The organism is Plantactinospora sp. DSM 117369, assembly GCF_053764795.1.
The window spans coordinates 1,896,516-1,917,044 of the sequence record NZ_CM132446.1; the positions used below are offsets into that span (position 1 = coordinate 1,896,516).

At 72.4% G+C, this 20,529-nt stretch carries 20 protein-coding genes; 16 read left to right on the forward strand and 4 right to left on the reverse strand.

All coding sequences use genetic code 11. From position 1 onward, the window contains the following. Positions 1–60: 60 nt before the first annotated feature. The 8 genes from rsmD (at position 61) to mutM (ending at position 5,801) form a co-directional block, all read left to right on the forward strand. The gene (gene rsmD / locus ACSMXO_RS08475; RefSeq protein ID WP_455417300.1) at positions 61–642 is read left to right on the forward strand and encodes a 16S rRNA (guanine(966)-N(2))-methyltransferase RsmD; all 582 of its coding nucleotides are present in this window, start codon (positions 61–63) and stop codon (positions 640–642) included. Then, complete coding sequence (gene coaD / locus ACSMXO_RS08480) at positions 639–1,124, forward strand: pantetheine-phosphate adenylyltransferase (RefSeq protein WP_318395408.1); 486 nt, start codon at positions 639–641, stop codon at positions 1,122–1,124. The genes rsmD and coaD overlap by 4 nt, the downstream gene beginning before the upstream one ends. 229 nt (positions 1,125–1,353) lie before the next feature. Next, a complete protein-coding gene (locus ACSMXO_RS08485) occupies positions 1,354–1,851 on the forward strand; it encodes an ATP synthase subunit B family protein (protein WP_107258419.1) in 498 nt (165 codons plus the stop codon). A 180-nt stretch (positions 1,852–2,031) separates the two neighbouring features. Beyond that, the gene (locus ACSMXO_RS08490; protein WP_455417301.1) at positions 2,032–2,595 is read left to right on the forward strand and encodes a YceD family protein; all 564 of its coding nucleotides are present in this window, start codon (positions 2,032–2,034) and stop codon (positions 2,593–2,595) included. A gap of 8 nt (positions 2,596–2,603) precedes the next feature. Further along, positions 2,604–2,777, forward strand: a complete 174-nt coding sequence (gene rpmF, locus ACSMXO_RS08495; protein ID WP_089254967.1) for a 50S ribosomal protein L32 — start codon at positions 2,604–2,606, stop codon at positions 2,775–2,777. A 117-nt stretch (positions 2,778–2,894) separates the two neighbouring features. Next, positions 2,895–3,872, forward strand: a complete 978-nt coding sequence (locus ACSMXO_RS08500) for a phosphate acyltransferase PlsX (RefSeq protein ID WP_455417302.1) — start codon at positions 2,895–2,897, stop codon at positions 3,870–3,872. Positions 3,873–4,096: 224 nt separating this feature from the next. Continuing rightward, positions 4,097–4,924, forward strand: coding sequence for a ribonuclease III (gene rnc, locus ACSMXO_RS08505; RefSeq protein ID WP_455417303.1), 828 nt, complete (start codon positions 4,097–4,099; stop codon positions 4,922–4,924). A 13-nt stretch (positions 4,925–4,937) separates the two neighbouring features. Beyond that, positions 4,938–5,801, forward strand: coding sequence for a bifunctional DNA-formamidopyrimidine glycosylase/DNA-(apurinic or apyrimidinic site) lyase (mutM, locus tag ACSMXO_RS08510; RefSeq protein ID WP_455417304.1), 864 nt, complete (start codon positions 4,938–4,940; stop codon positions 5,799–5,801). A 5-nt stretch (positions 5,802–5,806) separates the two neighbouring features. Here mutM and ACSMXO_RS08515 read toward each other — a convergent pair whose 3' ends face one another. Next, the gene (locus ACSMXO_RS08515; RefSeq protein ID WP_455417305.1) at positions 5,807–6,628 is read right to left on the reverse strand and encodes an endo alpha-1,4 polygalactosaminidase; all 822 of its coding nucleotides are present in this window, start codon (positions 6,626–6,628) and stop codon (positions 5,807–5,809) included. Between the two features lie 126 nt (positions 6,629–6,754). Then, complete coding sequence (locus tag ACSMXO_RS08520) at positions 6,755–8,179, reverse strand: CAP domain-containing protein (protein ID WP_455417306.1); 1,425 nt, start codon at positions 8,177–8,179, stop codon at positions 6,755–6,757. A gap of 416 nt (positions 8,180–8,595) precedes the next feature. Between ACSMXO_RS08520 and ACSMXO_RS08525 the strand changes: the two genes are divergently transcribed. The 3 genes from ACSMXO_RS08525 (at position 8,596) to ACSMXO_RS08535 (ending at position 13,431) form a co-directional block, all read left to right on the forward strand. After that, a complete protein-coding gene (locus tag ACSMXO_RS08525; RefSeq protein ID WP_101370286.1) occupies positions 8,596–8,790 on the forward strand; it encodes a hypothetical protein in 195 nt (64 codons plus the stop codon). A gap of 438 nt (positions 8,791–9,228) precedes the next feature. Beyond that, the gene (smc, locus tag ACSMXO_RS08530) at positions 9,229–12,807 is read left to right on the forward strand and encodes a chromosome segregation protein SMC (protein ID WP_455417307.1); all 3,579 of its coding nucleotides are present in this window, start codon (positions 9,229–9,231) and stop codon (positions 12,805–12,807) included. Then, a complete protein-coding gene (locus tag ACSMXO_RS08535) occupies positions 12,808–13,431 on the forward strand; it encodes an HAD family hydrolase (protein ID WP_455417308.1) in 624 nt (207 codons plus the stop codon). A gap of 9 nt (positions 13,432–13,440) precedes the next feature. On the opposite strand, the gene ACSMXO_RS08540 is transcribed toward ACSMXO_RS08535, so the two are convergent. Next, positions 13,441–13,959 carry a DinB family protein gene (locus ACSMXO_RS08540; RefSeq protein WP_346256274.1) on the reverse strand — a complete coding sequence of 173 codons (519 nt, stop codon included), beginning with the start codon at positions 13,957–13,959 and terminating at the stop codon, positions 13,441–13,443. Positions 13,960–14,095: 136 nt separating this feature from the next. Between ACSMXO_RS08540 and ACSMXO_RS08545 the strand changes: the two genes are divergently transcribed. After that, the gene (locus tag ACSMXO_RS08545; RefSeq protein ID WP_455417309.1) at positions 14,096–14,539 is read left to right on the forward strand and encodes a DUF5753 domain-containing protein; all 444 of its coding nucleotides are present in this window, start codon (positions 14,096–14,098) and stop codon (positions 14,537–14,539) included. Here the strand turns inward: ACSMXO_RS08545 and ACSMXO_RS08550 are convergent. After that, entirely contained in the window at positions 14,504–16,267 is a 1,764-nt protein-coding gene (locus tag ACSMXO_RS08550) for an alkaline phosphatase D family protein (RefSeq protein WP_455417310.1), read from the reverse strand. The two genes, ACSMXO_RS08545 and ACSMXO_RS08550, sit on opposite strands and share 36 nt — an antisense overlap. Before the next feature lie 161 nt (positions 16,268–16,428). On the opposite strand from ACSMXO_RS08550, the gene ftsY reads away from it, so the two are divergent. The 4 genes from ftsY to ACSMXO_RS08570 all read left to right on the forward strand — a co-directional run bounded on the left by ftsY (position 16,429) and on the right by ACSMXO_RS08570 (position 20,499). After that, positions 16,429–17,628 carry a signal recognition particle-docking protein FtsY gene (gene ftsY / locus ACSMXO_RS08555; RefSeq protein ID WP_346256276.1) on the forward strand — a complete coding sequence of 400 codons (1,200 nt, stop codon included), beginning with the start codon at positions 16,429–16,431 and terminating at the stop codon, positions 17,626–17,628. An 89-nt stretch (positions 17,629–17,717) separates the two neighbouring features. Further along, the gene (locus ACSMXO_RS08560; protein ID WP_203858403.1) at positions 17,718–18,506 is read left to right on the forward strand and encodes a phosphotransferase; all 789 of its coding nucleotides are present in this window, start codon (positions 17,718–17,720) and stop codon (positions 18,504–18,506) included. Positions 18,507–18,753: 247 nt separating this feature from the next. Then, a complete protein-coding gene (locus ACSMXO_RS08565) occupies positions 18,754–20,136 on the forward strand; it encodes an ammonium transporter (protein WP_346256277.1) in 1,383 nt (460 codons plus the stop codon). A gap of 24 nt (positions 20,137–20,160) precedes the next feature. After that, on the forward strand, positions 20,161–20,499 hold the full coding sequence (locus tag ACSMXO_RS08570) for a P-II family nitrogen regulator (RefSeq protein ID WP_196205300.1): 339 nt from the start codon (positions 20,161–20,163) through the stop codon (positions 20,497–20,499). Positions 20,500–20,529: the final 30 nt, after the last annotated feature.

The following is a 20,529-nucleotide window of genomic DNA, read 5'->3' on the forward strand; positions in this document are numbered from 1 at the left end:
CACCACCTGCGGGTCGCGTAGCGTCGCTGTCATGCAGGAGGCGTCCACCCAGGAGGCGGGATGACCCGGATCGTGGCGGGCGTACTCGGCGGGCGGCGGATCTCCGCGCCGCCCGGCGGGAGTACCCGGCCGACCAGCGACCGGGTCCGGGAGGCGTTGTTCAGCGCCATCGAGGCGACCACGGAACTGGAGGGCGCCCGCTTCGCCGACCTCTACGCCGGCTCCGGCGCGGTGGGCCTGGAGGCGCTGTCCCGGGGCGCCGAGCACGTGCTGCTGGTCGAGTCCGATCCCCGGGCCGCCCGGACCATCCGGGAGAACCTGGCGGCGCTGCGCTCGACCCCGGCCAGCCCGGTGGCCGGGACCGCCCGGCTGGTCACCGGCAAGGTCGGCCAGGTACTCGGCACCCCGCCCGAGGGTGGCCCGTACGACGTCGTCTTCGCCGACCCGCCGTACGCGGTACCGGATTCGGAGCTGACGGCGGTGCAGGCCGCACTGCGCGACCAGGGCTGGCTGGCCCCGGACGCCCTGTTGGTGATCGAGCGGTCCAGCCGGACCGGGCCGGTCGACTGGGTGCAGGGGATCACCGCGCAGCGCAGTCGCCGTTACGGCGAGACCACTCTTTGGTACGGTCGCCGATCGTGAGACGTGCGGTCTGTCCCGGCTCCTTCGATCCGGTCACCAACGGTCACCTCGACATCATCGGCCGGGCGAGCCGGCTCTTCGACGAGGTGATCGTCGGCGTGCTGATCAACGAGTCCAAGCGCGGGCTGTTCACCGTCGACGAGCGGATCGAGATGCTCCGCGAGGTGACCGGCTCCTACGGCAACGTCCGGGTGGAGTCGTTCCAGGGCCTGCTGGTCGACTTCTGCCGGACCCAGCAGGCCGGTGTCGTGGTACGCGGGCTGCGCGCCGTCAGCGACTTCGACTACGAGTTGCAGATGGCCCAGATGAACATCGGGCTGGCCGGGGTCGAGACCCTCTTCATGCCCACCAGCCCACTGCACTCCTTCCTGTCGTCGAGCCTGGTCAAGGACGTGGCGAAGTGGGGCGGGGACGTCTCGCCGCACGTACCGGACGTGGTCCGCGAGCGGCTGCGGGAGCGGCTGGTCCGCCCCGGCTCCTGATCGGCCGGTGTCTTCCGGTCGCGCCCGTCCCGGGCACCGGCCGGCACCAACCGGACCCCGAGATCGGTGACGGCCGCCGCTCCGGCCCAGGTCCGGGCCCCTGCGACGCGCCGGTTCCGGGTCGATCGCCGGTCGGGTACGGATCGCACCGCATCATTGGTTGAGCAGTAATCCGGTCCGACACCCCATCATGTATGTCGACCGAAGCAACGACGGGAGTGAGGTACCGGTGGACCCGCTCGATCGCATAGACGAGATCATCGGCATGGTGGAGACGGCGCGATCCGTCCCGATGTCCCGCAACAACGCCATGGTCGACCGCGCCGAGATGATCGGTGCCCTTGAGGAACTGCGCGTCGAGCTGCCTGTCGAACTGCGCCGGGCGGCGGCGCTGCTGGAAGAGCGCGACAAGATCATGGATGCCGGCAAGCGGGAGGCGGACCGGATCATCAGCGAGGGCGAGGCGGAGCACGCCCGGCTGGTCTCGGTCAACGAGATCACCGTCTCCGCCGAGCACGAGGGCGCCCGGATCATCGCGGAGGCCCGGGCCGAGGCCCAGCGGCTCCGGGAGGAGGTCGACGACTACGTCGACACCGCGCTGGCCAACTTCGAGCAGTTCCTGACCCGGGCGCTCGCCTCCATCGAGCGCGGGCGGGACAAGATGCACGCGCTGCGCGAGATCGGCACGTTCGTGGGGGAGGAGAACGAGCGCCCGCTGCCGTTCTGAGCGTACTGTCCGGTCTGGGCGCGCTGTCCGGACCGCTCACCGTCCCGACGGGCGGCGATCCGGATCGCCGCCCGGGGCGACCGGTGTCCGTCGAGGCCCGGCCGGCTCGCCCCGGTTCGACGCTAAGCCCCCTGCTCAGGTAACCTGTTTCGTCGGCCTCACACAGGCCGGAGTCTGACTATGCCCAAACATCTGCCGACCCATCTCAACCCCAGGTCGCCGCTGGTCCTCGACACGAGGGAGCTGCCGCGCCGACCTGGAGTGTTGCGTGCGGTCAATCGGACGGTGGCGGCACCGGCGGACCTCGGCGTGGAGCTGATCGGCGTGCCGGAGGGCGCGGACCTGAACCTCGACCTGAGGCTCGAGTCGGTGTCCGAGGGCGTACTCGTCTCGGGGACCGTCACCGGTCCGATCGAGGGCGAGTGCGGCCGCTGCCTGCGCCCGATCACGGACTCGCTGGTCGTCCAGATCCAGGAGCTGTACGCCTACGAGCACAGCACCACGGACGAGACGACCGACGAGGACGAGGTGGGCCGGATGCAGGGCGACCTGATCGACCTGGAACCGGCACTGCGGGACGCGGTGGTGCTCGCACTGCCGACCAACCCGGTGTGCCGGGAGGACTGCCCAGGACTGTGCCCCGAGTGCGGGGTGCATTGGGACGAACTGCCGGCTGAACACAGCCACCAGCAGGTCGACCCGCGCTGGGCGGGCCTGTCGCAACTGACCCGTCAAGAGGAGTAGGAAGAACCGTGGCCGTCCCCAAGCGCAAGATGTCGCGCAGCAACACCCGGTCCCGCCGGGCGCAGTGGAAGACCACGGCGGTCGCGACCGTGGCCTGCCCGCAGTGCAAGTCGCCGAAGCTGCCGCACGCGGCCTGCAGCGTCTGTGGCACCTACAACGGCCGCCAGGTCATCGAGGTCTGACCTCCTGGACACCGAGTGACGCCACCGACCTCCGGTCGGACGGCGCATTCGCCCTGGCGACTGCCCGGTGCACCGGCTCCCGCCGACGCCGACCGACCTTGGAGGGTCGGCGTACCCGTGGAGCCGGGCACCGTGCGGATCGCCGTCGACCTCCTCGGCGGGGACGAAGCTCCCGCCGTCGTGGTTGACGGCGCTCTGCGGGCGCTCCGCGCTGATCCCGACCTGCGTCTTCTGCTCGTCGGCCCCGTCGAGGTGGCCGACGGGCTGATCGCCGTACTTCGCCCGGCCGAGCGGGACCGGGTCGCCGTGCGGCCAGCCCGCGACGTGGTCGCGATGAACGGGGATCCGGCCGCGATCGTCCGCTCCGACAACACCATCCAGGCCGCGGTGGCGGCCGTGGTCGAGGGTGCGGCGGACGCGGTGGTCTCGGCGGGCGCGACCGGCGCGACCGTCACCGCCGCCGTGCTCGGCTTCGGCCGCTGGCCCGGCGTACGCCGACCGGCGCTGGTCGCCACCCTGCCGGCCCTGGAGGGCCCGGTGGTACTGCTCGACGTCGGCGGCTCCCTGGAGGCCCGACCGGGCACCCTGGCCCGGCACGCCGTACTCGGTGCGGCCTACGCGGCGGTCACCCACGGGGTGCCACAGCCCCGGGTCGGGCTGCTCTCGATCGGTACCGAGCCGGGCAAGGGCGACCGGATTCGTCGGGCCGCCGACCCGGCGTTGGCCGAGCAGGGTCTGCCGGCCGGCGCCCGCTACGTGGGCCTGGTCGAGGGGTACGACGTGGCGCTCGGCAACCGGGCGGACGTCGTCGTCACCGACGGTTTCACCGGAAACGTCCTGCTCAAGGGGATCGAGGGCGCGTACGCGATGGCCGGCGGCCCGCCTGCCAGCGGCGGCCCGCCACGCGCCGCCACCCTGCTCGGGGTGGCTGGTGCCGTGGTGGTCTGCCACGGTGCGGCCCGGGACGACGACGTCGCGTCGGGCATCGCGCTCGCCGCCCACCTGCACCGCCGCCGGACCATCCCGGCGGTGTCCGCGCTGCTCGCCGAGTCCACCGAGACCGGTCGGGCCACCGGCACCGGGGTGTCGGCGTGAGTGGGCGTAGCGAGCGAATCAGCCAGTTCGGTGCGGATGAGCCTCATGACGGCACGCAGCGAAGCGGGGTGCCGGCGTGAGTGGGCGTAGCGAGCGAATCAGCCAGTTCGGTGCGGATGAGCCTCATGACGGCACGCAGCGAAGCGGAGTGCCGGCATGAGCGAACACACCAGCCAGCCCAGCCGTCCGGGTCGGGGCGGCGGCAGGCGAAGCGAGGAGACGGCATGACCAAGGACAAGCGGCGGCGACCGCCGACCACGCACCTGGAGGCGGCGTTCGGGGTCGCCCTGGACCCGGACCTGCTGGAGCGGGCCCTCACGCACCGGTCGTTCGCGTACGAGAACGGTGGCTTGCCGACCAACGAGCGGCTGGAGTTCCTCGGCGACTCGGTGCTGGGCGTGGTGATCACCACCGCGTTGTTCCACAACCATCCGGACCTGCCCGAGGGACAGTTGGCGAAGCTGCGGGCCAGCGTGGTCAACATGCGGGCGCTGGCCGACGTCGCCCGGCGGCTCGGCCCGGCCGGACTCGGGCCGTACCTGCTGCTGGGCAAGGGCGAGGAGAGCACCGGCGGGCGGGACAAGGCGAGCATCCTCGCCGACACCCTGGAGGCGCTGCTCGGCGCGATCTACCTCCAGTACGGACTGGACACCGTCGCCATCGTGATCCACCGGCTCTTCGACCCGCTGATGGCGGAGTCGGCCGGCCGGGGGGCCGCGCTGGACTGGAAGACCAGCCTCCAGGAGCTGACCGCCGCGCTCGGGCTGGGCGTCCCGGAGTACCGGATCGACGAGGCCGGGCCCGACCACGCCAAGACCTTCACCGCCTGGGTGGTGGTGGCCGGCCGGAAGTACGGCGGTGCCGACGGCCGCAGCAAGAAGGAGGCCGAGCAGCGGGCCGCCGAGGCCGCCTGGCGGACCCTCTCCGAACAGCAGAACGAGCCGGCCACCGCCGACCCGGCCGCCGGACGGCCGGTCGTCGCGACCTCCGGCGGGCCGGTCGACGCCGACCGCGGCAACCCGGGTACGGTCGGCGACGCCGTCCCGAACTGAACGAAGGTGGTACATGCCTGAGCTGCCCGAGGTGGAGACGGTCCGGGAAGGGCTGTCCCGCTGGGTGACGAGTCGGCGGATCGCGGCCGTCGAGGTACGCCATCCGCGCGCCGTACGCCGGCACCTGCCCGGCGCCGAGCACTTCGCCGCGGTACTCGCCGGACGGACGATCCTGGACGCCCGGCGGCGTGGCAAATATCTGTGGCTGCCGCTGGACAGCGGTGACGCGATCGTCGGACACCTCGGGATGTCCGGGCAACTGCTGGTCCGGCCGACCGAGGCGGCCGACGAGACCCATCTGCGGATCCGGTTCACCTTCGACGACGGCGGCACCGACCTGCGCTTCGTCGACCAGCGCACCTTCGGCGGCCTGGCGGTCTCGGAGGGTGGCGCGACCCTGCCGGCCGAGATCGCGCACATCGCCCGGGACCCGATGGATCCGGAGTTCTCCGACACCGACTTCGTGGCCGCGACCCGGCGGCGGCGTACCGAGATCAAGCGGGCGCTGCTCGACCAGACCCTGATCTCCGGGGTCGGCAACATCTACGCCGACGAGGCGCTGTGGCGGGCCCGGCTGCACGGTGCCCGGCCGACGGAAACGCTCACCGGGCCGGCGGTCACCCGACTGCTCGGCCACGTCCGGGACGTGCTCGGCGAGGCGATCAAAGAGGGCGGCACCAGCTTCGACGCGCTCTACGTCAACGTCAACGGCGAGAGCGGCTACTTCGACCGCGAACTGAACGTGTACGGCCGGGAGGGCCTGCCCTGCCGGCGCTGCGGCACGCCGATCCGTCGCGAGGCGTTCATGAACCGGTCGTCGTTCAGTTGTCCCCGCTGCCAGCCCCGCCCCCGCACGGCGGCACGGCCGACCCGCTGAGGCGGTCAGGGCGGGCAGACGTCCCGGCGTACCCCGAGGTCCCGGTCCTTGCGGATCGAGGTGAGGCCGTAGCCGACCGAGGTGGTGCAGAAGTCCGCCGTCGAGCCCTGGTACTCGACGTGGAACACCGGCTTCCCGGCCTGGGTGAACGGCACCAGCCGGGCACACTCGGTACGCCGGACGCACTCCTCGTTGACCGCGAAGTCGAAGTACGGCTCCAGCGCCAGCACCTGGTCGATGTCGCCCGCGAGCCCCGGTGCGAGGTGCGCCTGCCGGGCCAGCTCGGCGACGCGCCGGTTGAAGGCGAGCTGGTCGTCGAAGGTCAGCGGAAAGCCTGACCGGTGCGAGTAGCCGTCCATCCCGACCGGCAGTACCGCGACGAACCTCTTGCCCCGGCAGAGCCGGAACCGGTCGGCGAGTACCGGTTCGAGTACCGACCACTGCCGGATGTCCAGCCACCGGCCGCGCGGCGTACCCGACGGCTGGCCGGGTACCCGGGCCGGCGCACCGAGTACGCCGGCCGGAAACCGTGCCGCGTCGGGACGGGCCGCCTGGTAGATCCCGGCCTCGACGTGGCAGACCAGACGCCGCCCGTGCGCCCGTAGCCGTCGGGCGGTCTCCAGCGATATCAGGAAGCCGTCGAGCACGTACACCTCGGCGTCGACGGTCGGATCGAGTTGACCGCTGACCTGCCACTGCCAGCTCGGCGTCGGGCCGCCCGGCCACGGTGGCACCTCGGACCGGTCCGGCAGGAGGCGACACCCCTGGGTCGGCAGCAGCAGCGCGACCGCGAGGACCAGCCCGGCCGCCCGGCGTATCCCGGACACTCATCCAGCAGCGCTGAGCACGGCTGCGCACCCCCTCGTACCGGCCAACGAGTCAGCCCGTACCTCGGGCACGGCGGCCGGGGAGGTGCCGCCGGAGCCGCAGCTCACGCGGCCGGGCTGAGCAGGTCAGGCCACCGCGCCGAACATCTGGGTCCAGTAGAGCCGGCCGTCGGCACCGGTGGCCACCCCGACCCCCATCGCCCTGGCGTCGCAGTTGAGGATGTTGGCCCGGTGCCCGGAGCTGTTCATCCAGCCGTCCATCACGGCCGCGGCGTTTTCGTAACCCATGGCGACGTTCTCGCCGATCGGCCGGTCGTAGCCGGCCCGGCGGGCCCGTTCCACGAAGTCGCTGCCGTCGCTGCCGGTGTGCGACATGTTGGTGTGCTCGCCCTGGTCCTGGCTGTGCAGTCGGGCCGCCTCGGCCAGGTCGCTGTTCATCACCACTGCGGCGCATCCGTTGGCGGCGCGCTCCCGGTTGACGATCGCGAGTACCTGCGCCTCCTGGCTGCTCCCCGCCGCGCTGGCCCCGGACCCCGATCGGGCCGGCGTACGCCGCGCGGCCGGGCTGCTCGTCCGGGGCGGCTTCGGCGCGGTGGTGGTGGTCTTGGGCTTCGGGGCCGGCCGGGTGGCGGTCGGGGTCGGCGTCGGGGTGGCGGTCCCGCTCGGCTCCGGCGTCGCCGGGGCCGTGGCCTGCTCGGGACCGGCCGCCTCGACGGCCGGCTGGCCCTCACGGTTGCCGGCCGGCGCGTCGGCGAGGCTCGGTGGCAGCAGGGCCGCACCGACGCCGAAGAGGCCGAGCAGCGCGGTCACCGCGATACCCAGGCCGACCGGGCCACGCAGCGGGGTGGGCCGGCGGTGCCGGCCGGATCCGCTCCGGTCGGCAGGGCCGCCGTCCGTCCGGCGGTCGCCGGACGGTACCCGGCGGCCCGGGATGCCGTCAGGGTCCCGGCCCAGCGCGAACGCGCCGAGGTCGGCCGGCTCGTCCGCCCAGCGTGCTGCGGCGTGCTGCCGCCGCTCGGTCGGCTCGTCCACCCGGTCGAGTCCGGCCCGTCGCCAGCGCTCGGTGACCTCGTCCGTCCAGCCCGCCTCGCCGGGATGCGGGACCCGGGTCGGCTCGCCGTCCAGACCGGCTGCGGCGGACCGCGCGACGTCGGCCGGCTCGTCGGCCCGGCGGGCGTCACCGTGCTGGCGGTCCGGCTCGTCGGCCCAGCGGGCGTCACCGTGCTGGCGGTCCGGCTCGTCGGTCCAGCCCGTCTCGATGGGCTGCCGGAACTCGGTCGGTTCGTCCGACCAGCCTGCTCCGGTCCGCCGTCCGGCCCCGGCCGGTTCGTCCTGCCAGCCGCCGTCGGGGTACTGCCGGTGGTGGTCCGGCTGGTCCGACCAGTCCGGATCGGGACGGTGGTGCGGGTCCGCCGTGCCGGGGTGCCGGGACGAGCGGGACAGATCATCCGGACGACCGGCGCGGACGGCCGGGTAGGCAGCACCGTTGTCGGGTCGGCCGGGCCAGTCCCTGCCGTCCTCCCAGTCGGTCTGCTCGTTCCACCCCTGCACGCCGTGCCTCCATTGCTTCCGGATCCCGGTTATTGCCTGGTCGCTGACCGTGCGGACGCTACGCGGGCCCGCCAGAGCGGGGCAACGTGGCTAAGGAAGATATAAGGGGGGACCCGCCGGCGGGATTGTGCGGCTGGCCAGGGGCGACGCCGATCCGGACATCGACGGCGGATAGACTCCGGTGGTCCGGACAGCGACCTGGTTCGTGCCTGCGCGGCAAGCCCTCGGCGATCGAGTGGTTGATGGCACAGGTGGCCCGTGTCCCGGTGAACTTGACTCAGCCGGGACATCGGCACACTATGTAAGTGTCGCCAGTCGCGCCCGACCATGCCCGCGTATGCCTGCGGGCGGGTAGTCGCGTACGAGTTGGGCGCGCGTTGGCCGGCCTTTCCGGCAGCGCATTACAAGGAGACGATATGGCGAAGGCCCTCTACGGCCACGTTGGTGCGGCGCCCGACCGGCGCCTCCTCGACGAGGTCACCCGACTGCGTGCCAGGGTTCAGGCACTGGAGTTCGAGACGACGCGGTTGCGTGCCGAGAATGATCGGCTCGCGGCAGCGGTCGCCGAGGCAGACGACCTGCTGCGGCTGGCCGAGCCCGCACTGACCTGAGCTCCGGGCGTCGGGCAACCGGCGCCCCGCCTGACAACTGAATCGCACCAGAAAAAGCGCGCCGACACACCTGTGGCGGCGCGCAGTTCTGTTTCCCGGGTACGCCTGCTCCCCGCTACGCCTGTCGCCGGTCCCGTCTCCGTCCGGTGGCAGTACGGCGGTTCCCGGTCGGATCCGGCCCAGAGCGGTGCGTGTGCGGGCCGGAGGGTCTCTGGCGATCCGATACGCTGGTCGGTGCGTGCCGCGTCGAGCAGGACGACCGCCACCGGGTTACCCTGCGGGTTGACCAGGCTCCCACCGCCGGGGGCAGAATCTCCGCCGAGTTCGGGCGCGGCCGAGCGGCTGACGACCCGGTCGTCGGCGGCGCCGGACCGGGAGTGGGACGGACCGGGAAGCGCTGAGTCTGCCCGGCGGTCGCGCCGGACGAGGATCGGGAACGTGTATCTCAAGAGCCTGACGGTGAAGGGCTTCAAGTCCTTCGCCTCCAGCACGACCTTCAAGCTGGAGCCGGGGATCACCTGCGTGGTGGGTCCGAACGGCTCGGGCAAGTCGAACGTCGTCGACGCGATTGCCTGGGTGCTCGGTGAGCACAGCGCGAAGGCGCTGCGTGGCGGCAAGATGGAGGATGTGATCTTCGCCGGCACCGCCGGCCGGGCGCCGCTGGGTCGGGCCGAGGTCACCCTGACGATCGACAACACCGACGGCGCGCTGCCGATCGACTACACCGAGGTGTCGATCACCCGCCGGATGTTCCGGTCCGGCGAGAGCGAATACGAGATCAACGGCGACTCCTGCCGGCTCCTCGACATCCAGGAGCTCCTCTCCGACTCTGGCATCGGCCGGGAGATGCACGTGATCGTCGGGCAGGGCCAGCTCGACGCCGTACTGCACGCGAAGCCGGAGGACCGGCGTGCCTTCATCGAGGAGGCGGCGGGCGTACTCAAGCATCGCAAGCGCAAGGAGAAGGCCCTGCGCAAGCTCGACGCGATGCAGGTCAACCTGAACCGGCTGACCGACCTCACCGCCGAGCTGCGCCGCCAGCTCAAGCCGCTGGGCCGGCAGGCCGAGGTGGCCCGGCGGGCGCAGGGGATCCAGGCCGACCTGCGGGACGCCCGGCTGCGGCTGCTCGCCGACGACCTGGCCACGCTCCGCTCGACGCTGGACAAGGAGATCGCCGACGAGGCCGCCCTACGGCAGCGGCGCGAGCAGGTCGAACGCGAACACGCCGAGGTGCAGTCCCGGCTCGCCGAGCTGGAAGAGGCACTGGCGTCCGACGCCCCGCTGCTCGCCCGGGCCCAGGACACCTGGTACCGGCTCTCCGCGCTCACCGAGCGGTTCCGCTCCACCGAGCAGCTGGCCCGGGAGCGGCTGCGGCACCTGAGCACCACCCCGGACGACGAGCGCCCCGGCCGGGACCCGGACCGGCTGGAAGCCGAGGCCGAGGAGGTCCGCGCGCACGAGGAGGAGCTGCGTGCCGCGCTGACCGAGGACCAGATCCGGCTGGCCGAGGCGGTGGAGAATCGCCAGCAGCTCGAACGCCAGCTCGCCGAGGCGGAACGCGCGCTGGTGGCGGCCGCGAAGGCGATCGCCGACCGGCGTGAGGGGCTGGCCAAGCTGACCGGGCAGGTCAACTCGGCGCGGGCGCGTACCGGGTCGGCGGCCGAGGAGATCGAACGGCTCGCCGCCGCGCACGCCGACGCGCAACTGCGGGCGGAGCAGACCCAGAACGAGCTGGACGCCGTTGCCGAGCAGTCCTCGGAGGCGGACCGGGACAACGCCGAGCTGGACGCCCGGCACGCCGAGGCGGTCGCCGCGCAGGAGGAGGCGGCGGCCCGGGTGCGTACCCTCTCCGACGCCGAACGGGCGGCGGAGAAGGACGCGGCGACCTGGAAGGCCCGGGAAGAGGCGCTGGCGATGGGGCTGCGCCGCAAGGACGGCGCCGGGGCGCTGCTGGCCCGGGGCGACCAGGTGCCGGGGCTGCTCGGCAGCCTGGCCGGGCTGCTGACCGTCGCGCCCGGGCACGAGGCGGCGCTGGCCGCCGCGCTCGGCTCGCTGGCCGACGCGGTCGCGGTGGCCGGGGTGGACGAGGCCGCCGAGGCGATGCGGTGGCTGAAGATCCAGGACGCCGGCCGGGCCGAGCTGCTGGTCGGCGGCCAGGCCGGGCCGGGCATGATCGGCTCACCGGACGCGCTCCGCCCCGCCCTGCCGGCCGGTGCGCACTGGGCGCCGGACCTGGTCGGCTGCCCCGACGACGTACGCCCGGCGGTGCACCGGGCACTGCGTGACGTCGTACTGGTCGACACGCTTGAGGCCGCGACCAAGCTGGTGGCCGGCAGTCCCGAGCTGCGGGCGGTGACCGCCGACGGTGACGTGATCGGCGGCTACGCGGCGGCCGGCGGCTCGGCCAAGGCGCCGAGCTTCCTGGAGGTGCAGGCCGCGGTCGAGGAGGCCCGGGCCAACCGGCTCACCGCCGAGCAGACCATCGCCGAGCTGCGCGAACAGCTCGGCGAGGCCCGCGAGGAGGTGGCCGAGCGCAAGCAGGAGGTGGCCGCCGCCGCGGCGGTGAAGCGGGACGCGGAGGGGCAGCGCAACGCCGCCGCCCGTCGGCTGGCCGAGCTGGGCGCCGCGGCCCGGTCCGCCAAGGCCGAGATGGACCGGCTGGCCGAGTCGCGGGGCCGCGCCGAGCAGGCCCGGGAGCGGGACCTCGCCGGCCTGGCCGAGCTGGAGGAGCGGCTCCGGCTCGCCGAGGCCACCCCGATCGACGCCGACCCGTCCACCGAGGAGCGGGACGAGCTGGCGGCGTACCTGCCGCAGGCCCGGCAGAACGAGATGGAGGTCCGGCTGGCGGTGCGTACCGCCGAGGAGCGGGTCGCCTCGATCGCCGGCCGCGCAGACTCGCTGGCCCGGCAGGCAGCCGCCGAGCGGGCCGCCCGGGAGCGGGCCGCCGCCCGGCGGGCCGCCCGGGCCCGGGGTGCCGGCATCGCCCGGGCCGTCGAGTTCGGTGCCCGGGAGGCGCTGACCCGGCTCGCGGTGTCGCTGGCCGCGGCCGAGCAGACCCGGGACGAGGTCGCGGCGGCCCGGTCCGCCCGGGAGGCCGAACTCCAGGAGGTACGCGGCGCGGCCAAGCGGCTCGGCGCCGACCTGGAGCGGCTGACCAGCGCGGTGCACCGGGACGAGGTGGCCCGGGCCGAGCAGCGGCTGCGGATCGAGCAGTTGGAGGCGAAGGCGGCCGAGGACTTCGGGCTGGACGTGGAGACGCTGGTCGCCGAGTACGGCCCGCAGCAGCCGGTCCCGCCCAGCCAGGCGGAGATCACCGCCGCCGAGCGGGACGACCGGCCGGCGCCGGAACCGGTGCCGTTCGAGCGGCCGGTACAGGAGAAGCGTGCCGCGAAGGCGGAACGCGAGCTGGCCCTGCTCGGCAAGGTCAACCCGCTGGCCCTGGAGGAGTTCGCCGCCCTGGAGGAGCGCTACAAGTTCCTCTCCGAGCAGCTCGAAGATCTGAAGGCGACCCGCAAGGACCTGCTCACCGTGGTCAAGGACGTGGACGACCGGATCCTGGAGGTCTTCGCCAGCGCCTACCACGACACCGCCCGGGAGTTCGAGCAGGTCTTCACGGTGCTCTTCCCCGGCGGCGAGGGGCGGTTGGTGCTCACCGACCCGGAGGACCTGCTCACCACCGGCGTCGAGGTCGAGGCCCGCCCGCCCGGCAAGAAGATCAAGCGGTTGTCGCTGCTCTCCGGCGGCGAGCGGTCGCTGACCGCCGTTGCCATGCTGGTGGCGATCTTCCGGGCCCGGCCCAGCCCGTTCTACATCATGGACGAGGTCGAGGCGGCGCTGGACGACGTCAACCTGGGCCGGCTGATCACCCTGATGGCCCAGTTGCGGGAGAAGAGCCAACTCATCGTCGTCACCCACCAGAAGCGGACGATGGAAGTCGCCGACGCCCTGTACGGCGTGACCATGCGCAACGGCGTGACCCAGGTGATCAGCCAGCGGCTCAGCAACGAGGAGGACTGAATGGCCCGGCGGGAACGCCCGACCGCCCTGCTGGTGGACCTGGACGGGGTGTTGCGCCGGTGGGACCCGGAGAGCACCGCTGCCGTCGAGCGCCGGTACGGGCTGCCGGCCGGCGCGCTCTACGACACCGCGATGCGGTGGTCGCTGCTGCAACCGGCGGTCACCGGGCAGCTCAGTCATGCCGACTGGCTGGCCGGGATCGCCGACGCGCTCGCCGAGCCGGCCGGTGGGCCGGACCGGGCGCGGGCGGCGGTGCAGGAGTGGCAGGCCGACCGGGGCACGGTGGACCCGGAGGTGCTCGGCTTCGTCCGGGAGGTGCGGGCGGCCGGGATCCGGGTCGGGCTGGCCAGCAACGCCACCGACCTGCTCGACTCCGACCTGGCGCTGCTCGGCCTGACCGACGAGGTGGATGTGGTGGTCAACTCCTCGAAGCTGGGCGTACCGAAGCCGTCGAAGGAGTACTTCCAGCAGGCATGCCTGGCCGTCGGAGCCCCGCCGGCCCGGGTGCTCTTCGTCGACGACTCCGACCGGTCGGTCCGGGGGGCCCGGGTGGCCGGGCTGTCGGCGTACCGGTGGAACGGGCCGGCGGACCTGCCCTACCTGCGCGCCGCGCTGGCGTACTGAGCCGGGCTGCTACTCGCCGGTGGTGCCGTCGAGGCGTTCCCGGATCAGGTCGGCGTGGCCGTTGTGCCGGGCGTACTCCTCGATCATGTGCAGGTAGACCCAGCGCAGGCTGATGTCCCTGCCGCGGTTGCCGGGGAAGGTGTCGTCCAGGTCACGACCGGCGACGGCCTGGCGGGCAAGTTCGATCTCGTCTCGCAGGGTGGCGAGGTCGCTCGCCGGGTCCGCGTCGGCGATGCCTTCGAGGTCGCGGTCGGGCTGTTCCGGGGTGTAGTACAGCCACGGTATGTCGAGCCGGGCGAACTGCTGGCGGAACCAGTACCGCTCGTTGTCGGCACAGTGCCGGACCAGGCCGAGCAGGGTCAGCCCGGAGGGTTCGACGCTGGCGGTGCGGAGCTGGTCGGCGGTCAGCCCGGCGCACTTGGTCAGCAGGGTCTGCCGGTGGAAGTCGAGCCAGCCGTCGAGCATGGTGCGCTCGTCCGCGACCACTGGTGCGCGGTGCCGGTCGATGTCGGGAGCGGTCCAGGTCATCGGGACATGATTGCATGATCACTCGCCCGCCCACCGCCGCCACCGGCCCCGCGCTGCGCCCCCGCCCCGCCACCGCCGCAAGGGCGTCAAAATTCTTGGCGAATTCTGGCTCGCCGCTAACCACAATTCGCCGAGAATGGAGCGGGCCGTGCAGATCTGCGTCTTCGAACTCGGGCGGGTGCCCGGGTTGTTGCAGGCGCCGGCATACCCGAGCGCGATCCTGCGAGAGGCAGAGGGAGACCAGCCTTCTGACGAGCGGATCGACCGCTGGGTAGCGCTGCGGCTGGCCCGGCAGCGGGTGCTCAGCGGGCCTAAGCCGACCCGGTTGACCTGCGTCATTGCCGAGGCGGTGCTGCGGGCCAGGATCGGCGGAGACCGGGTAATGCGTGGTCAACTCGACCACGTGGTGCAGTTAGCCCGGCAACGGAACATCGAGATCCGCGTGTTACCGCTCGCCGCTGGCGCGAGCGTCGGCACAGATGGTCCGTTCCAGCTCTTCGAACTGCCCAAGCCGTTTCCGCCGGTGGCCTATCGGTTACGGCGGTCAGCGGGTGAGGGTACGCCGGGCGACGGTGTGTAGGGTGCCGTCGGGCGCGGTGCCTTCGATGGTCACCTCGGCGGAGCGGCCCTCGTGCCGGAGTGTGCTGACCGCGTTGCCGAAGTAGGGCCCGTCCAGCTTGCGCCAGCGCACCGGGGGTCGGCGGACCCCCGCCGCTCGGGCCAGCGCCCGGGCCACCACCGACGGGCCGCGCCACCAGCCGAGCCGGAGCATCGGTCGCATCGGCACCGGGATCTGGTTGTGGATCGGCGAGCAGGTCAACTGGTGCACCGGAGTGGCGGTCGGCCCGCCGGGGAACCGGGCCCGGGCCACGTACGAGTGGTGCACGTCGCCGGAGAGCACGCTGATCGACGCCGGTGGCGGGTACGCCGGCCCGGCACCCACCCGGTCGCCCGGCTGCCCGGCAGGCCCGCTGCCGAGCCGGACGAAGACCTGGGCGAGCGCGTCGAACGACCGGCGGAACGCCGCCCAGTGCTCCAGGTCGAACGCCCGGCGCAACCGTTCGGCGAACGCCGCCACCCGGGGCCGGTCCGAGTCGGCCAGCCGCTCGTTCCAGGATTCGAGGTGGTGGATACCGGGTGGCAGCAGCCAGGGCAGCGACGACCCGACCACCAGGTGGTCGTACTCGCCGTGCACCTGGTCGGTGAACCAGGACCACTCGGCCGGCGGCAGCATCGCCCGGTGTGTCCGGTCGAGTACCCGGCTGCACCGGTTGTCCAGCACCACCAGCCGGGTACGGCCGACGTCGAGCGAGTAGCTCCACTGGTAGCGGCCGGGCGGGGCGGCCTCGGCCGGTGACTCGCCCCGGCTCAGCGCGGCGTCGTAGCCGGTCGCCTCGGCGTCGACCCGCTCGCCGAACTCGCGCAGCACCGAGGTCGCGTCCTCGGCGGCGACGACCTTGGCATAGACCGGGTCGGCGGCGATCTCGTCCGGTTCGAGGTTGCCCAGGTGCTGGTAGACCCAGTACGACGCGAGCCCGCTGGAGATCCGTTCCGGCCACCAGGGCTGGCGGTGCGTCTCGGTCCGCCACGGCGCCGAGGTGTTCCAGTCGTCGATGATCTCGTGGTCGTCGAAGATCATCACGCTCGGCACGGTGGAGAGCAACCAGCGGATCTCCGGATCCCGCCACGACTCCAGATAGAGCTTGGTGTACTCGTCGAAGCTCACCACCTGGTCGGCCGGGGCACCGGCACTCCGGTCACGCCGGCGGCGCAGCAGCTTGCGTACCGTCGGAGAGGTCTGGTCGGCGTAGACCTGGTCGCCGAGCAGCACCAGCAGGTCCGGCCAGCCGTCGGCGGCGTCCGCGGGCCCGCCGCGCTCGCCCGGCCGCCCGGCGCCGACCGACGCCATCAACCGCCGGGAGTACGCGTCGAGCGCGTCCGGCGGCAGTTTCCGGGCGGTGGCGTGCTGGGTGGTCTCCCGGCAGGAGCCGAAGACCAGCCGCGCCCCGAGGTCGCCGGCCGGGCGGGTCCGGATCACGCTCGGCGGGAACTTCCCCCCGGGCTCCGGCCAGACCTGCTCGCCGTCCAGGAAGACGTGGTAGGGCGCGGCCGTACCCGGGGTCAGCCCGGTCACCACGACCAGCGCGTAGTGGTGGTCGAAGGCGGTGAAGGTGGGCGCCTCGCCACTCGCGCCGTCCGGCGTCTCGACCCGGACCAGGGCCGGCCCGCTGGTCTCCACCCAGACGGTCGCGCTGGAGCCGACCACCCGGCGCAGGACCGGGCCGATCAGGAGCCGGGCGGTGGGCATGGGACGACCTCCGAGCGCGGTGAGGGGGTGCTGGACGCATTTTCCTACCCGGTTGCCCGCAGTGCTTACCGGAGCTTCGCGGCGAGCCTACTCGGCTGTAACACCCCGGCACAGGTGCGGCGGCTGCGCCAAGCCGTCCGGCGTCTGACAGGATCGCCCGTATGGACAACCTCCTCGTCATGGTGGTCGTGGCCGCCGTGCTGGTGCTCCTGCTGGTGGGCCTGGCGGTCGGTCTGGTGGTGACCCGCCGGGGCGGCCGGGCCGCCCCGCCACTGCCGCCGATCCCGCCAGCCCCACCGGTGCCACCGGTGCCGCCCAGCCCCACGGCGGCACCGCCGACGGACGTGCTGACCCCGCCCGTCGAGGCGCCGCCGGCACCGACCGAGGTCGAGGCGCCGGTGGTGGTGGAGCGGCCGGAGCCGACCGCCGGCCGGATGGTCCGGCTGCGGGCCCGGCTCTCCCGGTCACAGAACGTCTTCGGCAAGGGCCTGCTCAGCCTGCTCGCCCGGGACCATCTCGACGAGGAGGTCTGGGAGGAGATCGAGGACAGCCTGATCGGCGCCGACGTCGGGGTCGAGGCGACCCGGGAGATCGTGGACCGGCTGCGGGAGCGGACCGCCGTGCTCGGCACCCGTACCGCGACCGAGCTGCGGGCGCTGCTCGCCGCCGAGCTGGTGGGCGTACTGGACCCGACGCTGGACCGGTCGCTGCGGGCGACCCGGGACGGCGGCACCCCAGCGGTGCTGCTGGTGGTCGGGGTGAACGGCGCGGGCAAGACCACCACCTGCGGCAAGGTGGCCCGGGTGCTGATCGCGGACGGCCGTACCGTGCTGCTCGGCGCCGCCGACACGTTCCGGGCCGCCGCCGCCGAGCAGCTCACCACCTGGGCCGGCCGGGTCGGCGCCGAGGTGGTCCGGGGCCCGGAGGGGGCCGACCCGGCCAGCGTCGCCTTCGACGCGGTGCAGCGCGGCATCGAGGCGTCCGTCGACACCGTGCTGATCGACACCGCCGGCCGGTTGCAGAACAAGGTCGGCCTGATGGACGAGCTGGGCAAGATCAAGCGGGTGGTCTCCCGGCACGGTCCGGTGGACGAGACCCTGCTGGTGCTGGACGCCACCACCGGGCAGAACGGCCTGGAGCAGGCCCGGGTCTTCACCGAGGTGGTGGACGTGACCGGCGTGGTGCTGACCAAGCTCGACGGCACCGCCAAGGGCGGCATCGTGATCGCGGTGCAGCGCAAGCTCGGCATCCCGGTGAAGCTGGTGGGGCTGGGCGAGGGGCCGGACGATCTGGCGCCCTTCGATCCGGCGCAGTTCGTCGATGCGCTCCTCGGCACCGAGCCGCTTGGCGTGGACGCGTAATCTCGGGGGACTGTTCGCAAACCCCGCCCCGTCCCCGGGCGCGGGCCTGGTGACGCTGTTCCAGCGCCGCTCCTTCAGGAGAGACGTACGTGACTTCGCAGGAGATCCCGCTGCACGGCGGGAACGTCAGCACCGTCGTGCGGGTGGGCGACACGGTCCGGCGCAACGCCGGCCCGTGGACCCCTTCGGTGCACGCCCTGCTCCGGCACCTGGAATACGTCGGCTTCACCGGCTCGCCCCGGGCCCTCGGGATGGACTCGCGCAACCGCGAGGTGCTGTCGTACCTGGAGGGGGAGTGCGGGGAGTACCCGCTCGCCCCGCACTGGGTCACCGACGAGGCGCTGGCCACCGTCGCCACCATGCTGCGGATGTTCCACGACGCGCAGTACGGCTTCCAGCCGCCGCCGAACGCGGTCTGGCGGTCGTTCGGCCCGCCGCCGCCGGACACCGAGGTGATCTGCCACCACGACGCCGCCCCGCACAACGTGATCTGGCGGCCGGACGGCACACTCGCCCTGATCGACTTCGACCTCGCCTCGCCGGGCGCCCGGATCTACGACGTGGCGTACGCGGCCTGGACCTGGGTGCCGCTCTTCTCCGACCGGGACTCCTACACCCTCGGCTGGCAGCGGCCCAACCGGCCGCGCCGGCTGCGGCTCTTCGCCGACGCGTACGGGCTGATCCCCCGGGACCGGCACCGGCTGGTCCGGACCATCCGGAAGCGGATCGTGGACCACGTCGAGGGGATCCGCCGGATGGCTGCGGCCGGTGACCCGGCGTTCGTCCGGATCGTGCACAAGGGTCACCTCCGGCGCCCGATGCGCGATCTGCGGCTGCTCGACTACGAACGGCACACCCTGGAGTACGCGCTCCGGTAGTCCGGTTACGCGCTCCGGCGGCCGGGTGTCGCTGTCCGTACATCCATGACGGGCTATTCGGCTGGTATGCCCCCGTCCGTTCCATCGATAGTGCGGGCTTCTTCACATGTTGGAAACAACCCGTGACGCCGTGGAAACCAAGTGGGCACCACGCGTGAAACCTCCAGCCAGGAAGCTTCCGCGCAACCGGCGTACGGGCGATGCTGCCCTTCCTGCCGGAAGGAGGAATCTACCGAGAGGAGGCAGCGTGGAGATCAACACTGGCAACACCGCCTGGTTGCTCGTGTCGTCTGCGCTGGTGCTGCTCATGACGCCGGGTCTGGCCCTGTTCTACGGCGGCCTGAACCGGTCCAAGGGCGTGCTCAACATGATGATGATGAGCTTCGTGTCCATCGGGCTCGTCTCTGTTTTGTGGGTCATCTACGGCTTCACCCTGGCGTTCGGCACCAACGACAACGCCGGCCTGAACAACGTGATCGGTAGCTTCACCCAGTACCTGGGCACCGAGACCAGCTTCACCGGCGAGGAGTGGCTCTTCCTCGGCGCCGGGACCGGCATCCCGACGTACGTCTTCATGGTGTTCCAGATGATGTTCGCGATCATCACGGTCGCGCTGATCAGCGGTGCGGTCTCCGACCGGCTCAAGTTCGCCGGCTGGGTGGTCTTCGCGTTCGCCTGGTTCACTCTGGTCTACATCCCGGTCGCGCACTGGGTCTGGGGCGGCGGATTCATCGGCGCCAAGATCAAGGCTCTCGACTTCGCCGGTGGTACGGCGGTGCACATCAACGCCGGTGCCGCCGCGCTCGGTCTGGTGCTGGTCCTCGGCAAGCGGATCGGCTGGCCCAAGGAGAGCTTCAAGCCGCACAATGTGCCGTTCGTGGCGCTCGGTGCCGGCCTGCTCTGGTTCGGCTGGTTCGGCTTCAACGCCGGTTCCGAGCTGACCGTGGACAGCACCACCGCGGTGGCCTTCGTCAACACCCAGGTGGCGACCGCCGCCGGCCTGCTCGGCTGGATCATCGTGGAGTGGCTGCGGGACGGCAAGCCGACCCTGGTCGGCGCCTCGTCCGGCGCGGTCGCCGGCCTGGTCGCGATCACCCCGGCGTGTGGTTTCATCGCCCCGCTCCCGGCCGTCGTCCTCGGCATCGTCGCCGGTGCGGTCTGCGCGCTGGCGGTCGGCCTCAAGTACCGGCTGGGCTACGACGACGCGCTCGACGTCGTCGGCGTGCACTTCGTCGCCGGCTGGATCGGCTCGCTCTCCATCGGCTTCTTCGCCACCCTCCAGGTGAACTCCGCGATCGAGGGGCTCGGCGGCAGCGAGGGCCTCTTCTACGGCGGCGGCCTGACCCAACTCGGCCGGCAGGCGCTGGGCAGCGGCATTGTCTCGATCTACTCGTTCGCGGTCGCGGCGCTGATCGCGCTGGCCATCAAGCACACCATCGGCCTGCGGGCGAGCAGCGAGTCCGAGGTCGATGGCATCGACCTCGCCGAGCACGCGGAGAGCGGGTACGACCTCTCCACCGCTTCCGGCAGCGGCGGCGGCGCGTTCGCCATGGCCGGAATCGGCACCCCGAACAGCAGCACGGCGGCGGGGGAGCCCGCCGCTCCGGTCAGCGAAAAGGTCGCCGGTTAAGTTTCTCCGATGGAGGGGTTGGACATGAAGCTGGTGACTGCGGTCATCAAGCCGTACCAACTGGACGCGGTCAAGGAGGCGCTGCACGCCCTGGGCGTGGCCGGCCTGACCGTCAGCGAGGTCCAGGGGTACGGACGGCAGAAGGGCCACACCGAGGTGTACCGGGGTGCCGAGTACACCGTCGAGTTCCTGCCGAAGATCAGGGTCGAGGTACTGACCGACGAGATCGACGTCGACAAGGTGGTCGACGCGGTGGTCACCGCCGCCCGTACCGGCAAGATCGGTGACGGAAAGGTCTGGGTGACCGGCGTCGAGGACGTCATCCGGGTCCGTACCGGCGAGCGCGGCCTCGACGCGCTCTAGGAGGAGATCGCCACGATGACCACGGGACCC

Coding starts and splice junctions, on each gene's coding strand:
- ACSMXO_RS08540 (WP_346256274.1), bottom strand. CDS start 13,959: ATGACCTGGACCGCTCCCGACATCGACCGGCACCGCGCACCAGTGGTC.
- ACSMXO_RS08545 (WP_455417309.1), top strand. CDS start 14,096: ATGGAGCGGGCCGTGCAGATCTGCGTCTTCGAACTCGGGCGGGTGCCC.
- ACSMXO_RS08550 (WP_455417310.1), bottom strand. CDS start 16,267: ATGCCCACCGCCCGGCTCCTGATCGGCCCGGTCCTGCGCCGGGTGGTC.
- rsmD (WP_455417300.1), top strand. CDS start 61: ATGACCCGGATCGTGGCGGGCGTACTCGGCGGGCGGCGGATCTCCGCG.
- rnc (WP_455417303.1), top strand. CDS start 4,097: ATGACCAAGGACAAGCGGCGGCGACCGCCGACCACGCACCTGGAGGCG.
- ACSMXO_RS08525 (WP_101370286.1), top strand. CDS start 8,596: ATGGCGAAGGCCCTCTACGGCCACGTTGGTGCGGCGCCCGACCGGCGC.
- mutM (WP_455417304.1), top strand. CDS start 4,938: ATGCCTGAGCTGCCCGAGGTGGAGACGGTCCGGGAAGGGCTGTCCCGC.
- ACSMXO_RS08490 (WP_455417301.1), top strand. CDS start 2,032: ATGCCCAAACATCTGCCGACCCATCTCAACCCCAGGTCGCCGCTGGTC.
- ftsY (WP_346256276.1), top strand. CDS start 16,429: ATGGACAACCTCCTCGTCATGGTGGTCGTGGCCGCCGTGCTGGTGCTC.
- ACSMXO_RS08535 (WP_455417308.1), top strand. CDS start 12,808: ATGGCCCGGCGGGAACGCCCGACCGCCCTGCTGGTGGACCTGGACGGG.
- ACSMXO_RS08570 (WP_196205300.1), top strand. CDS start 20,161: ATGAAGCTGGTGACTGCGGTCATCAAGCCGTACCAACTGGACGCGGTC.